Genomic DNA, 14,632 nt, shown 5'->3' on the forward strand with positions numbered 1-14,632 from the left:
TGTTTTTCTTATCATTGTGCGCGTCATAGTCTTTTCGAGTGCTCACTCATCTCATCAGCGGAACCCTCGCGGGCTGGTCGCTCATCATCGCCGTCGGACCACAGAACGCCCTCGTCCTGCGTCAGGGGATTCGGCGTGAGCACCTCGGTGCGGTGCTCACCATCTGCATCCTCGCGGACGTCGTACTCATCGGATCGGGCACTATAGGCATCGGTGCGATCGTTCTCCTGGCTCCGTGGGCGCTGGAGATTCTGCGGTGGCTAGGGGTGGCCTATCTGCTCTGGTACGCGTGGGGCAGCCTTAAGTCAGCGCGCGAGGCTTCGGGGCTGACCGCAGATACACATCAGCGCAGCCTGAAATCCATCATCGCCACCACTTTGGCGCTGACCTTCCTGAACCCCGGGGTATACCTCGATACTGTCGTCATGCTCGGCAACCTGGCGAACCAACAGGGACCTGGCGGTGTCTTGCCGTTCACCATCGGGGCGATGTTCGGGTCTCTCACATGGTTCCTCGGCATCGGCTACGGCGCCCGTGGTCTCTCGCGCTACCTCGCCAGGCCGCGGGTGTGGCAGATCCTCGACATCGTCATCGCCGTAGTTCTGGTGGCCCTGGCCGCTCGGCTTGCATTCGGGTAGAGGCTAAGTGCCGAGGGGCTTGGCAATTGCCTCCCCCGCGTCGCGTCCAGCGTGCCATGTCCGTGCCGAGGGCTACAGTCGGTGACATGGATTCTCGGGTAGATCTGCCGTTGCGGTCGGTGACCAAACATGCGCACTCGCCGCCAGAACTCAGCCCATGGCTGCGTGAGCTTCCTGCTGTCGAGGATCTCCTGGAAGGGTTCGAATTCGAGCGCACGACCGTCTTCGTCGGGGAAAACGGTTCGGGCAAATCAACGCTCATCGAGGCACTTGCCACGGCCCTGGATCTCCCTCACGGTGGCGGCACAGGATGGGAGGTGCGCGACCACGCCGAGGAGGTTCCTGAACTGAGCGAACATGTGCAGATTGTGCGTGGAGCCGCTTCCAAGCGCGGCGCGTTCTTCCTTCGCGCCGAGACCATGCACGAGAACATGGCCTATCTGATGGAGATCGGCTCCTTTCGGGGGCATCACTATTCACAGCAGTCGCATGGTGAGATGTTCATCGAGATGCTGACGGGGAAGTTCATGGGCCTGGGACTGTGGGTCCTCGACGAACCGGAGAGCGCGTTGTCCTTCACCGCCTCGCTGACTTTGCTGCATCTCATCCGGCAGCGAGATCGCGCGGGGCTGCAGACCATCATGGCCACCCACTCCCCCGTCCTCGCACATGCAGAGGGTGCCAAAATCGTTGAGGTAGGCGAATGGGGATTGCGCGAATCCACCTGGGATCGCCTCGACATGGTCGACCATTGGAGACGCTTCCTCGATGATCCCCAGCGGTACCTGCGATATTTCGATGACGACTGACCGTCGCCCCTCGCCGAGGTGGCTGTGCGCGCCGACGCACCGCCACCTCGGCAACGGCTGAGGTTTAGAGCGACAGGCTCGGGTGCAGCTGGGTCAGCGTAACCATTCGCTTCCGGCCACAGACGAACATGGTGGCCACCAGACAGATAGCGGTCATGAGCAGCAAGACGACCGCTGACTGTGCGGCGATGAACATGTCTCCGCCAGCGATCAGGGTCCGCAGGCCGTTGACCGCGTGTGTCATCGGCAGGAAGGGCGAGATGATCTGGAAGATGCTCGGAGCCGTCTGCACCGGGTAGGTACCTCCCGCCGAGGCGATCTGGACCATGAGCAGGACCAAGGCGACCAGCCTGCCGACACCACCCAAGGCCGCGACGCAAAGTTGATGGACCGCATGGAAGCTGGCGGCGACAAGGATCGAGAACAGCAGGGTCCACACCCAACTGCCGGCGGAGAAATCGAGGGCGAAGGTGAGCACCCCATAGAGCACCGCCACTTGAGCCACCCCGAACATAATGCCGGGCACATAACCGGCCCAAGCGATACGAGAGGATTTCGCCGATGACATCAGCGCACGATACGGAATCGCATTGATGACCATGTAGGTGATCATTCCGCCGATCCACAGGGCGAGGGACACGAAGAATGCGGCCAGACCTTCACCGTAGGCGTCCACGGCGTTGTCCTTGAGCTTCTCGGCATCGACGGGCACCGCCACGACATCCGAGCGATTCTCGCGGTCGGATTTGTCATAGGTCGGAATCTGTTTGAGGCCGTCGGCAAGCTTGTCGGCGAGTTCTCCCGATCCGTCGACGAGCTTCTTCGCGCCCTTGTCGAGTTCATCGGAGCCGTCAGCCAGCTTTGAGGATCCGTCCTTGAGGTCGGCTGCACCGGTCTTGGCCTTCTCTGTGCCGTCCTTGAGCTGGATGACACCGTCGTTGAGGTCTCCGGCGCCCTTGGCCAGCTTGCCTGCACCGGCGTCGAGTTTGATGAGCCCTGAATGCAGGTCATCGGCCCCAGTGGCCACCTTCTGCGCACCGTCGTCGAGCTTGCCGATCTTCCTGTCGGCGTCCCTGATCTTACCCATGACGTCATCGACGGCCTTCTTCACCGGGCCTTCGAGGTCCTTAGCCTCATCGGCGGCCTTCGAGGCCCGACCGTGAGCCTTGTCCAGATCCCCGCCGAGGCGGTCCATGTCGTCGGCAAGCTTCGCCACGTTAGGATCATCGGGATAGTCTTCGCGCAGCTGAGCGACCCGATCATCCACATCACCGTTCACGGTCTTCCGCGCCGACTCGAAGTCATCTTCCGCATTGTCCAGCTTCGGTCGTGTGCCCTCGACGAGGTCGTCGGCGCGTTTGCGCAGATCTTCGGCCTTGTCCGTGGTCTCATCGGCGGTGTCACGCAGCTGCGATGTTCCATCAGCGACCTGTCCGGCTCCGGTTGAAAGCTTCTTCGAGCCGTTCTTAGCCTCGGTGGTGCTCTTGGCCAACGTATCTGCACCGGTCTTCAGGTCGCCGCTGCCCTTCTTCAGCTTTCCAGCTCCCTCGTCGAGGTCACCGATGCCGGTCTGCAGCGTCCCTACTCCCTTGTCCAACTTATGTGCACCGTCGGAGAGTTCACCAGTTCCGTCGTGGAGGTCAACCGCACCATCGTTGAGCTTCGACGCGCCCTTGACCGCCTCCTTTGTCGAGGAGTGGATGTCATTGAAGCCGAGATAGACCTCGGTGACGTATTCGGCCGTCGTGGTCTCGTTCAGTCCTGATTTGATCTCGTTGAGGATCGTTCCCGCCATCTGTCCCACGATGAAGTTGTGCGCATCGTCGGTGCGCAGGTTCAGTCCTGCCTGCTCGGGATCGTCCCCTCCAGTCGAGACGAGTCGCTCGGAGAAGTTAGAAGGGATCTCCAGGACGGCGAAATATTTGCCTTCGGCGAGACCGTCGTTGGCCTCCTTCAGCGATGTCTCCTGCCAGTCGAAGCCACCTTCACCTTTGGGCGTGATCTTGTCTACGAGCTCATCGCCTGCCTGGAGCTTCTCACCATCGGAGTCGGGTTTCTCGGCGCCCTCGTCCGTATTGACCACGGCCGCCTGGAGCTTGTCCAGATTGTCGGTCGGCGCCCAGTTCGACGCCAGATACAGTCCACCGTAGATCGCGGGGATGATGGCCACGACGATGATCGCCAACCGAGTGATGGTGTGCCGTTTGAAACGGCTGAGTTCGAGCCATGGCAGAGAGAACATCGAAGAAGCACCTTATTGTTGTCGACAGATTCGAAAAGCTGGTGGAAGCGGGACGTCATCTGAGTCGCCCGCCTCGGTGACTGAGTCGGTTGACTCAGTGTCGGGGATGCTGGGTCAGTTGCAGTGTGCTCACTGAGGTGGGCGATACCTCCGTGTGCAATGCGTCGAGGGCGAGGTCGACATCGGTGGAGTCTTCGCAGGAGGCGATCACCGTCAGTGGACGCTCGGGGTCACGTTTGCGGCGCAGATCCTGATAGATGAGGATGGCCGCCCAGGCGCGGGCGCGATCTTGGCGCTCGCGCAGATAGTCGATGTTATCGAGGACGACGACTGGTGCCTGGGCGAGGCTGGCGAGGCCCAGCTCGAGGAGGAATTTCTGGAGCTCGCTGAGCTCGGAGACGAAGGCCTTCCCCTCGTTGTCGATGAGGAAGTCGGCATCCTTGGCATCCGCAGCAGAGAACGTCCCGACGGGCAGACGATCGATCACCTCGGTGGCGGAGTCGAAGGTCTCGCGGATGACGTCGGTGACCTCGCGCAGGGAGGACTTCGACACCCAAGGTTTGTACCAGGGTTGAAGCATGATGAGCCGTTCGGCGATGTGCTGAGCGAGGGTGAAGTCGTTCTCAAGGTCGGTGAGCCCAGCAATATGCCCAACCGTGACCTGCTCGCGGACGTGGCGGGGCTTCTTGCGAATGTCGAGGTCGCCCACATGCCCCTCGCCGGAGGTCACACGCATGCGCCCGGCGATCGAGAGCAGGAGGGATGTTTTTCCGGATCCGGCTGGGCCCTGGATGATGGCGACCGCACCTCGGGGGACGTCGAGTTCGACGCCGGAGAACACGTCTCCGTTCTTTCCCGATATTCCCCACCCGCGGAGACTGACTTGGCTTATCGCCTGTTCTGTCTCATCGACGAGTGCCTCTGAGTTGCTCTGCATTTCTGATGCCCCCAATGTGTGCGACTATGTCGACCGTTCGCGCTGGCCGCTGACGCCGGGTACGCGGGTCACGCACGCACCACTGCCAAGCACATTACGCCACATGGGCCCTTACAGTGCCGTTCCGTCTGACGCAGGTCAAGTTACTCATAGGTAACTATAATGGTCGAAGCTGAACATTTTCTTGAAAACACCGCGAATGTCTTCAAGCCCACACAATGCCGATAATGGAGGAATGAGCGATGGACAGACGAACCTGACATACCTGCAGAGCAGATGGGGGCTGAGTCCGGGCACGGTCACACCCGGATGCTTCGCTTCCGTCATGGCCACCGGAATTATGGCCGTCGGTGCACACCTCAAGGGACTGACCCTGCTCTCGACCATACTGTTCTGGCTGGCCGTGATCCTCTACGCCTTCTTCCTGACACTGATCATCTGGCGCGCCTGCTCGCACAACGAGGACCTGCGCGCCGACCTCCACAACCCGTCGAAGGCCTTTGGATTCTTCACCTTCGTCGCAGCGACCAATGTCCTCGCGACTGGCCTCGAGGGGCAATCTCACTTCCGCATCGCCCTCGCCGCCTTCAGCATCGGCCTCCTCGCCTGGCTGGTCCTGGGCTATCTCATTCCCTTCTCCGCTGTGCTCGGCTCCGCGAAGTCGCCCATCCTCACACAGGTCAATGGAACCTGGTTCGTCTGCGTGGTCGCTGCGCAGTCCGTTGCTGTCGCCGCATCCGGGCTGATGGCGAACCTGCCGGACGAGGCACCCGCGTCTGGAGTCAGTTTCGGGTCGGTTCTTGCGGTCATCGCTGTCATCGCCTGGAGCCTCGGCATTGGGCTCTATCTCGTCTGCGCCGTCTTCGTCGGGATCAGGGCGCTGCTCCACCGCATCGGTCCCGAGGACCTCGACGCCCCGTACTGGGTGATGATGGGCGCGCTGGCCATCTCCGTGGTCGCAGGCTCAAAGATCCTCGAGGGCGGAACAGCACCCATCTTCGCGGCGACGACGGTCATCATCGCCGGCGCCTCGGCGATCCTGTGGGCCATCTCGACCTGGCTCATCCCGGCACTTGTCATCGCCGGACTGTGGCGGCACTTCCGACACCGCATCCCTTTGGGATACTCGGCGGGACTGTGGAGCATGGTCTTCCCGCTGGGAATGTACTCCGTGGCGAGCATGAATGTGGGCAAGGTCGACGGGGTGCCGATCATCTCGTGGATCGGCGATCAGTGGTATTGGATCGCCCTGGGTGTATGGGCGATCGTCTTCTGCGCAATGGTGTGGTCATTCGTGCGCTCGACGAGAGCGCAGGTATCCTCGGACGCTGCGGCGGGCTGAGAGCCGCGGGGAGTCGAGTACGGCTACGGCCGCGGGCACGGGTAGGGCATCACGGAGTGTATGAGTTGGCGCCCCAACGACAGACGGCGGTCCGCGGACAGCTAATTACGGGCCAGACTCCACGCAATGAAAAAGCTGCCGCATGCAGCGTGTGCATGCGACAGCTTCAGTTTGTTCGCGGTGCGGGCTCAGAGATAAGAACCCGTCTTAAGCGAGAACGCTCAGATGATCATACGTCGAAGCGCTGGCCCTCAGGCTTGGAAGGCAGGAGCTCAAGGACGAACAGAATGAGTCCGCCGATTCCGGGTATGAATGTGAGGAAGAAGAATGGTCCAGCGAAGTTCGCATCGTGCAGACGACGCCAGATGATCGCCAGTTGCGGGATGATCATGGCGAGAGCGATGAGACCACCGATAACATAGCCGATCCCGGCGATAATCACGCCCGGGCCCGACATTGCAGCCTGTGCAGCGCTCGGGTCGTATGGATCGACCATTGCCGCAGAACTTGCTGCCATAACCGCACCGACAATGACCAGCACCATCGGGATGAGCTGCACCAGGAAGGTGAACAGCGCCACCCACCAGAACTCGCTGCGCGAAGCACGTCCGGAGAACGTGGCGTACTTCTTGAAGAAGCGCTTGACGGCCTGGCCGAATGATGCACCGTAGAGAGGGAGGGACAGATCTTCGGGGCTAGCGGCTCCGCGGATCTGGCCACCTGGGCCCATTGCGCCTGGACCTGTGGCACCGGGGCCTGCGGGATATGCGTTGTTCGCGTCGTAGGACATGGTGACCTTCGTGTTAGGAAAAATATCGTCTTTGCACAGGAAGTGCGATATCAATTGTGCTACAGACTGGCGCCGATCCCCGCATTCACGGTGTTTCAGATCTGGAACGTGAAACAAACAAGATGACGTGACTCGCGACTACAACCCCGCCGATGGGACCCCACGCGAAAAGCGCCCGAGAAGCATCAGCTTCTCGGGCGCCATCGGCGCGATCACGTCAAGCGTCGCCGCCGGTCAGGGCATAGGCCTCATCAACCGGAGCTTCGTCGATGTGACCGTCGACCCGTCGAAGAGCTTTCCAGCCGATCGCGATGACGACCACAGACAGGATCACTACGGCGGTGCCGAAGAAGTACGGTGCGCCGGTACCGATCGACTCCGAGACGACACCGGCCACAATCGGGGCCACGGCACCGCCGATGAAGCGCACTCCGGAGTATGTCCCTGAGGCCACAGGGCGAGGCAGGTCGCTGACCTCCATCGCCGATTCGGTGAAGACGGTGTTGAGCACGCCCAGGATCAGTCCGGCCACGATGACGCTGACGATGATGCCGGTGAACGACTCGACGAGGAAGCCCATCACGGCCAGCAGCACCGCGAGTGCTATGAGGGAGACGACGAGGCTGCGACGACGTCCCAGTCGCTTGGTCAGAAGCGGTGCCCCGAAGACCGAGGTGATGGCCACGCACATTCCCCAACCGAAGAACACGTAGCCGAGGCCCATGGCCCCGAAGTCTTCGATGCCGGCCTTCGCTGCGGCTGCTTCAACTGGGAAGGGGCTGTAGGCCAGCAGAATGAAGAAGCCGAAGTTGTACAGCAGCGCGGCAATTCCGAGCACGAGAACACCGGGGCGAGCTAAGGCACGGAAGGTGGCGCTGAGCTTGATCGGCTCGGGCGAGGTCTTCACGCTGCCACTGCCCGACTTCCCGCCGGGCAACAGGATCACAATCGCGATGAAGCCGATGGCCATAAGGACCGCGGTGCCGAAGAACGGTCCGCGCCAGGAGATTCCGCCCAGCAGGCCGCCCAACAGCGGGCCGGTCGCGATTCCGATGCCCAGGGCCGCCTCGTAGAGGATGATCGCTTTGTCGGCACCGCCGGAAGCTGCACCGACGATGGTCGAGAGCGCGGTGGAGATGAAGAGGGCATTGCCCAGCCCCCAACCGGCACGGAAGCCGATGATCTGATCGACGCTGCTGGAGAACCCGGCCAGGGCAGAGAATGCAACGATGAGGATGAGGCCGATGAGCAGCGTGGTCTTCGCACCGATCCGTGAGGACACGAAGCTAGTGAAGAACATCATGCCGCCAGTGATGAACAGGTAACTGGTGAACAGCAGCATCGACTGCGACGGAGATGCGTGGAGATCGGCGGAGATCGCGGGCAGAATCGGGTCAACCAAACCGATGCCCATAAACGCGATGACCGCAGCGAACGCGACCGCCCACACTGCTCGCGGTTGACGCAGAATAGATGCTTCCGCACCCTCCCCGTCATTCTTCTGTACTTCGCTACCTGGTGACACACTCATAGCTCTTCCCGCGCATCCTTTCGTCGGTCTGTTGTGATCTGTTGTCGTTGGTCTGATGCGATCGGCCTGATGTGATCGTCGGCTCGACGTCATTGCCGCCGAGGTGGTTCGACGTCACCCGGCCTGCGTCTCGCCCTGCCCGACCTCCTCGGCATCCACCGGATGCTGTTCCTGCAGGTACTGTGAGACGAGCCCCAACGCCCGATGGACGCTGAGCCGATCGTCGGGAGTCAGCGCCTCGAAGTAGGGCTCCATCCGTTCGGCCAGAACGGTGCGGTTCTCTGCCAACCTCGCACGGCCGTCCTCGGTCAGGGAGAACTGTGATGCCCTCTTGTCATTGGGGCTGGTTTCGCGCAGAACGTAACCTGCCTCTTCGAGACGAGCCAGAACCTTCGTCGCCGCGGGCTGGGAGCACAGGTACCCCTGCGCGAAATGTCCCACCCGGACGGGCTGGTACTGCTCAACCACGCCAAGAGCGCGCAGTGTGACAAGCTCACTTTCGTTGCCGATCACTCGCCTCATTGCCCTGGTCAGGCGCGAGGAGACGACGACAAGGCCAGTGACGAGTTCCGCCGAATCAACATCATCCATAACTTAGTTATATACCCTAGCTATGCATCATCGCAAGAACTGCCCCGCTTCAACGACGCCGCAGCCAACATCACCCCCACCCGCACTCCTGCCCACTCGCACCCCCGCCCAGCAGGACTGCGGCAGGGCACTCGCGCTTCTCATGTGATGGACGTCATGGCTGCCTCGGCGAGGGGCGTGCTAATCTGTGGTCACATGTTCCGGGGACGGTGAAAATCCGTACCGGCGGTGATAGTCCGCGAGCCGACTGCATTCGTGCAGGTGGTTGACTTGGTGAAATTCCAAGACCGACAGTCAGAGTCTGGATGGGAGGAGCATGGCGACTGCGGTCGCTGTGATTCGGTGCATCCCAATGCGCTGTCGCACACGTTCGCACGCCCTGATAGTTGCACCCGCAATATCCTCCCTCCCGGCATCGGCTCGGGAGGTTTTTTCATGCACGCGGGGTTCACCGATCTCGAAATGACCGCGATGTCCGCTGCCCTGCAGGCTGCGCGAAACGGTCACCGGGGCGCGAATCCGCTGGTGGGCGCCGCGATCCTGACGAAAGACTCGCAGATCGTCGTCGGCCATCATGCCGGTGCGGGCAGTCCCCACGCCGAGGTGGACGCCATCACCACAGCCATCGACCGCGGCGTCGACCTCACCGCCTCCGCCCTGTTCGTGACCCTGGAACCGTGCAATCACCTCGGCCGAACCGGTCCGTGCACGCAGGCGATCATCGATGCCGGCATCCCCGACGTCGTCTTCGCACTCCCCGATTCCAACGGCGTCGCAGCCGGTGGTCAAGCCACCCTCGCCGAGGCGGGCATCCGGGTCCGCTCAGGCCTGGGCCACGACGAGTCGCTTGCGCTGAATACGCGGTGGCGAATTGCAGTGGATGCCGAGCGTCCGTTCGTCACAGCGAAGATCGCTCAGAGCCTCGACGGAAAGGTCGCCGCCGCAGACGGGACCAGCCAATGGATCACCTCGGCGGTCTCACGAGATCACGCCCATCAGTTCCGGTCCCGGGTCGACGGCATCCTCGTCGGAACCGGCACCGCCCTCACTGACGATCCACGACTCAATGCCAGAGGCCCCGGTGGTGAACCCTTGGAGTCACAGCCGGTGCCCATCGTGCTCGGGATGACTTCCCTGCCGCCGGAATCCTTCCTCGCACTCAACCCCGACACCATTCACCTGCGCACTCGCGACATCACTGCAGCGCTGGGCGAACTGTATGCCCGCGGCATGCGCCACATCCTCGTCGAGGGTGGGCCCAGCGTGCTCGGCGCCTTCTTCGCCGCAGGAGCGGTTGACGAAATCTTCTGCTATCAGGCCCCCTTGCTGATTGGGCCGGGGAAGTCCAGTCTCTCGGGCTTGAGCACGTCCACGCTGAGCGAGGCAGTCGGCCTGATTCGTGACGAAACTGCCGAACCCGCCGTGACACAGCTGGGGCCCGACGTGCTGTTGCACTTCGTCACAGGCTCGGGCCCCAGTCCCGGCTCGGGTTCACGTTCGGGCCCCACTGACAACTACACGATCTGACTCGTCTCCTATTTACCATCGAATACCCACTCGGAGGGCATATGTTCACCGGCATCATCGAAGAGCTCGGCACTGTCGCAGCCATCGACCATTTGGACGACTCGGCCGTCATCACCATCGACGCCAAGGGCCTCGTCCACGACCTCGGTCTCGGCGGATCGCTTGCAGTCAACGGCGTGTGCCTGACTTCGGTCAGGGACGAATCCTCCTCGCCGCCGGGTGCCCCCACCGCCGAGGTGCAAGGACCCTTCACCGCCGAAGTGATGGGTGAGACCCTGCGTCTGACCGGATTGGGAGCCTTGCGCACCGGGGACCGGGTCAACCTGGAACGGTGCACGCCCGCCTCGGGGCGCTTCGATGGTCATGTGGTGCAGGGACACGTTGACGGCTGCGGTGAGCTGCTGAGCCGAGACGACTATGACCAGTGGTCGACCCTGCGCATCGGCATCCCGAATCCGCTGGCCCCCTACACCGCCAGCAAGGGTTCCATCGCCCTCAACGGCGTTTCCCTGACGCTGACCGCTGTGTCCGAACCCTCCGAGACCAGCGCCTGGGTCGAGGTCGGGCTCATCCCGGCCACCCTGAGCCACACCACGTTCGGCAAGCTGGCCCCCGGCGATCCAGTCAACGTCGAGGTGGACGTGCTCGCGAAGTACACCGCCCGTCTACTCTCCTTCCCTGCGGAGACCACCGCTGCGGAGCCTGCCACCTCCGCGGAGACGACCACGCTCTTCAACTCAACCGACAGCAGCACTCGACAAGGAGCCGACAATGCCTGAGACCAACCCCACCGATCCACGGCTCGACTCGACTGAGGCGATTGCCGGTTCCGACTCAACTGCAGCAAGTGCGCGGCTCGATCCGATCGAGGACGCGATTGCGGCATTCGCTGCGGGCCAACCCATCGTCGTCGTCGATGACGAAGACCGCGAAAACGAAGGCGACCTCATCATGGCCGCCGAGTTCGCCGAGGCTTCGACCATGGGCTTCTTCGTCCGCTACACCTCCGGAGTCATCTGTGCCCCCATGGAGGCCGAGCGTGCCGCCGCGCTCGAGCTGCCGCCCATGGTCTCCACCAACGAAGACCCAAAGGGCACCGCGTACACAATCAGCTGCGATGCGGTCGGCGTGACGACGGGCATCAGTGCCGCCGAACGTGCCCTGACCGGGCGCCACCTCGCCGCAGCGGTTCCCGACCCGGCCTCGATCACGCGCCCTGGACACGTGTTCCCGCTCATCGCTAAGTCTGGTGGAGTCCGCGAGCGCCCCGGGCACACGGAGGCCGGAGTCGAGTTCGCTCGCCTCGCCGGTGCCACTCCTGTGGCCATGATCGGCGAGGTCGTCCACGACGACGGTTCGATGATGCGCTTCGACTCCCTCCGCGAGTTCGCCGATGCACATCAGCTCGTGATGGTCTCGATCGAAGGGCTCATCGACTACCTGAACGAGTCGAATCACGAAGACGCTGTGGATGCCGCCGAACGGCCGGATGCCGAACTGACGGCCCACAGCTCGACGCAAGAGTCGGGCGCGAACCCGCATGCGATCGAAGCCTCGGCGGAGGTTCCCCTGCCGACGAAGCACGGGAGCTTCAAGGCCCGCGCATTCACGATCGACGGACACGACCACCTCGGTGTGTTCTCCAGTGTCGACTCTGCCGCCATTGCTCATGAGCCAGTGGGTCGGGAGGCTTCACTGCGTGGGCCTGCTCCTCTGGTGCGAGTACATTCGGAGTGCCTGACCGGGGACGTCTTCGGATCCCACCGCTGCGACTGCGGAGAGCAGCTTGATCTGGCGATGCACCAAATCTCCGACGAGGGTGGTGCCGTGATCTACCTGACCGGTCACGAGGGCCGCGGAATCGGGCTGAGCAACAAACTCCGCGCCTACGCCCTGCAGGATCAGGGCCTGGACACGGTCGATGCGAACCGTGAACTCGGCTTCCACGACGATGACCGTGACTACCGTGCGGCCGCGGAGATCCTGGCCTCGATCGGCCTGACTCGCATCCGTCTGCTGACGAACAACCCGGACAAGACCCGGGCGCTCGAAGCACTGGGAATCACGATCGAGGCCGTCGTTTCGCTTGAGATCCCAGCGCGGCCGGAGAACTCGAACTACCTGAACACCAAGCGCGAGCGCATGCACCACACGCTGACCCTGCCCTCGGTGGTCGGCAGCGCCACAGCCTCGGCGACCATCGCTGAGAAGCACCACTGCTGATCAGGCACTTCAACTGATTCGCACTCATCAGCACTGACTACTCCGGCCATCACGGCCGGCACGAAAGGACAATCCCATGGCACACTCCGGAGCACCCGAGCTCACCGTCTCTGCGGCCGATACTCGAGTCGCAATCATCGCAGCATCCTGGCACACACAGATCATGGACGGTCTGGTCGACGGAGCCCAGCGGGCGGCCGCCGAAGCCGGCGCCCAGGCCACCCTGGTGCGGGTCCCAGGAAGCTTCGAGCTGCCCATCGCTGCGGCACGCCTGGCACCACACTTCGACGCGGTCGTCGCCCTTGGCGTCGTCGTCCGTGGCGGCACCCCGCACTTCGACTATGTCTGCCAGGCCGCCACCGATGGCCTCAATCGCGTGGCCATCGACACCCGCAAACCGGTCGGATTCGGAGTGCTGACCTGCGACAACGAGCAACAGGGACTCGACCGTGCCGGTCTCGAGGGGTCGCAGGAAGACAAGGGTCACGAAGCCATGACCGCCGCACTAGTCACCGCGCAGGCCCTCGCGGAGTATCCGATCGTGTGAGCAATGAAGCGGCCGATCGCCACGGCGAACGTGAGCGCGGCTAGTCAGACCGCAGTAGGCGTGACAGGGGCTTCCTGCGCCAACGGTTGGTAAGTTCGTCGCGATCCTAAGCTCGGGATCGCGACGAACTTACCAACCGTTTCAGCAAGAGTCCGCAGATATGTCGGGATTCCGCTTCGCCGGAACTGCGAAAGTCGACTCATGCGCTTTGCAGTGTGGATGGCCCCGAGCTTCGGAACATTCTGAGACTAAGAAATTCGCGCTGGGGCCGCGAACAACAAAAACGATCACGGGAATACCGCTCAGGGTCAGCGGAAATCGCCGCTCGAGCCGAGTGCGAATCTGTCCACAGCTGGACCTGACTTGGACGTAATTCCCCTGGGGATGCCGGGTCGCTATCCCCAACGCTCCCGAGTCACTTGGAAAGTGTGCCGCTGGCCGCCCGATACTGATCAGCATGTCGTATTGGCACTCGAAACCGATGACGTTCAGGCAGATGCCGACCCCATTCACCCGCGCCGATCTGGCCGCTCGGAAGATCACTTCGTATGCGCTGCAGCATGATCCGCGCTATATCCAGATGGTCCATGGCGTTTGGATCGACAGAACCGAGGACATCATGGCTCCCACACCGGTTTGGGCAGGAGCCGAGTGGCAGAGAGTTGCGACGCAGCTACGAGGCTTTCGTCTGCGACGCCCCGACGTGGCCGGCACATTCTGGACCGCGGCTCGCCTCTATGGCTTGCCAGTGCCGAATCGAATCCGGGACCAGGATCTACACGTTGCCGGAGACACGGCCTGCACCCGAGTCAATATGCGGCAGGTCGTTCTTCATCGACATCGTCAGCTCAAGCAGATCGACTTCTTCGACCTGCAATTGGTCACGGTTCCACACCTTCTCCTCGAACTCGGCTCTCACCTCAGTCTGCTCGAGCTCGTGCAATTCGGCGATGCAGCGGTGTCGAAGCGATTCGGAGGTCCGAAGACCACTCTCGCGTCGCTCCAGACAGAACTCGCCACTCGGCGACAGGTCCGCAGCCGTCGAAAGATAGCAAAGGCGTTCTCACTCATCCGCCTCACCGTTGACTCGCCTCGAGAGACCTGGCTGCGGCTGTGGCTCATCGGCAACGGCTTCCCCGAACCGGTTGTTCACCCACAAGTTCGCTGCCACCTCAAGAATGTGATCCTGCAACCCGATTTGGGGTACCCGGAGTTGAAGCTGGCGATCGAATATGAGGGAGACCACCATCGGTCGTCAGCAGGTCAGTTCAACACTGACATCGAACGGCACCAACTTCTGGAAGCTGAGGGATGGACCATCCTCCGAGTCACGAAGAGAACAGATATGAACACATTCGGGAAACTCCTCGCCGCTCACCTGAACAACCCAGTCTGAACCGGCAACCAGCGACAGCAGACTCTGCAACCTACAGCTCGCGAAACAGCAAACGGTTG

General features: G+C 62.3%; 13 protein-coding genes and 1 riboswitch. Of the genes, 8 read left to right on the plus strand and 5 right to left on the minus strand.

Going from position 1 to position 14,632, the window contains the following annotated elements; translation table 11 throughout:
• Positions 1–38: 38 nt before the first annotated feature.
• Together BSP239C_RS14570 and BSP239C_RS14575 are read left to right on the plus strand one after the other, a co-directional pair.
• Positions 39–638 (plus strand): LysE/ArgO family amino acid transporter, encoded by a 600-nt coding sequence (locus BSP239C_RS14570; RefSeq protein ID WP_101574082.1) that lies wholly within the window; start codon positions 39–41, stop codon positions 636–638.
• 86 nt (positions 639–724) lie between these two features.
• Entirely contained in the window at positions 725–1,447 is a 723-nt protein-coding gene (locus BSP239C_RS14575) for an AAA family ATPase (protein WP_101574083.1), read from the plus strand.
• Between the two features lie 64 nt (positions 1,448–1,511).
• On the opposite strand, the gene BSP239C_RS14580 is transcribed toward BSP239C_RS14575, so the two are convergent.
• Both BSP239C_RS14580 and BSP239C_RS14585 read right to left on the minus strand, forming a co-directional pair.
• Positions 1,512–3,689 carry a YhgE/Pip domain-containing protein gene (locus BSP239C_RS14580; protein ID WP_101574084.1) on the minus strand — a complete coding sequence of 726 codons (2,178 nt, stop codon included), beginning with the start codon at positions 3,687–3,689 and terminating at the stop codon, positions 1,512–1,514.
• A gap of 94 nt (positions 3,690–3,783) precedes the next feature.
• Entirely contained in the window at positions 3,784–4,626 is an 843-nt protein-coding gene (locus tag BSP239C_RS14585) for an ATP-binding cassette domain-containing protein (RefSeq protein WP_101574085.1), read from the minus strand.
• A 235-nt stretch (positions 4,627–4,861) separates the two neighbouring features.
• Between BSP239C_RS14585 and BSP239C_RS14590 the strand changes: the two genes are divergently transcribed.
• Positions 4,862–5,968, plus strand: coding sequence for a tellurite resistance/C4-dicarboxylate transporter family protein (locus BSP239C_RS14590; RefSeq protein WP_180959048.1), 1,107 nt, complete (start codon positions 4,862–4,864; stop codon positions 5,966–5,968).
• Between the two features lie 229 nt (positions 5,969–6,197).
• Here the strand turns inward: BSP239C_RS14590 and BSP239C_RS14595 are convergent, their stop codons facing one another.
• From BSP239C_RS14595 to BSP239C_RS14605, 3 genes are all read right to left on the minus strand, one after another.
• Complete coding sequence (locus tag BSP239C_RS14595; RefSeq protein ID WP_226829846.1) at positions 6,198–6,758, minus strand: DUF805 domain-containing protein; 561 nt, start codon at positions 6,756–6,758, stop codon at positions 6,198–6,200.
• A 217-nt stretch (positions 6,759–6,975) separates the two neighbouring features.
• The gene (locus BSP239C_RS14600) at positions 6,976–8,289 is read right to left on the minus strand and encodes an MFS transporter (protein WP_101574087.1); all 1,314 of its coding nucleotides are present in this window, start codon (positions 8,287–8,289) and stop codon (positions 6,976–6,978) included.
• Positions 8,290–8,403: 114 nt separating this feature from the next.
• A complete protein-coding gene (locus BSP239C_RS14605) occupies positions 8,404–8,880 on the minus strand; it encodes a MarR family winged helix-turn-helix transcriptional regulator (protein ID WP_101574088.1) in 477 nt (158 codons plus the stop codon).
• Positions 8,881–9,072: 192 nt separating this feature from the next.
• Positions 9,073–9,201: riboswitch (FMN riboswitch) on the plus strand.
• Between the two features lie 114 nt (positions 9,202–9,315).
• Here BSP239C_RS14605 and ribD point away from each other — a divergent pair.
• The 5 genes from ribD (at position 9,316) to BSP239C_RS14630 (ending at position 14,573) form a co-directional block, all read left to right on the plus strand.
• Complete coding sequence (gene ribD / locus BSP239C_RS14610) at positions 9,316–10,407, plus strand: bifunctional diaminohydroxyphosphoribosylaminopyrimidine deaminase/5-amino-6-(5-phosphoribosylamino)uracil reductase RibD (RefSeq protein WP_101574089.1); 1,092 nt, start codon at positions 9,316–9,318, stop codon at positions 10,405–10,407.
• 41 nt (positions 10,408–10,448) lie between these two features.
• Positions 10,449–11,186 (plus strand): riboflavin synthase, encoded by a 738-nt coding sequence (locus BSP239C_RS14615; protein ID WP_101574090.1) that lies wholly within the window; start codon positions 10,449–10,451, stop codon positions 11,184–11,186.
• Positions 11,179–12,630 carry a 3,4-dihydroxy-2-butanone-4-phosphate synthase gene (gene ribB / locus BSP239C_RS14620; RefSeq protein ID WP_101574091.1) on the plus strand — a complete coding sequence of 484 codons (1,452 nt, stop codon included), beginning with the start codon at positions 11,179–11,181 and terminating at the stop codon, positions 12,628–12,630. The genes BSP239C_RS14615 and ribB overlap by 8 nt, the downstream gene beginning before the upstream one ends.
• A gap of 76 nt (positions 12,631–12,706) precedes the next feature.
• Positions 12,707–13,177: a 6,7-dimethyl-8-ribityllumazine synthase gene (gene ribH / locus BSP239C_RS14625; protein ID WP_101574092.1), complete on the plus strand. Its 471-nt coding sequence runs from the start codon at positions 12,707–12,709 to the stop codon at positions 13,175–13,177.
• Between the two features lie 457 nt (positions 13,178–13,634).
• The gene (locus tag BSP239C_RS14630; protein WP_101574093.1) at positions 13,635–14,573 is read left to right on the plus strand and encodes an endonuclease domain-containing protein; all 939 of its coding nucleotides are present in this window, start codon (positions 13,635–13,637) and stop codon (positions 14,571–14,573) included.
• The last annotated feature ends 59 nt before the right edge of the window (positions 14,574–14,632 follow it).

The organism is Brevibacterium sp. 239c, assembly GCF_900169365.1.
GTDB lineage: Bacteria > Actinomycetota > Actinomycetes > Actinomycetales > Brevibacteriaceae > Brevibacterium.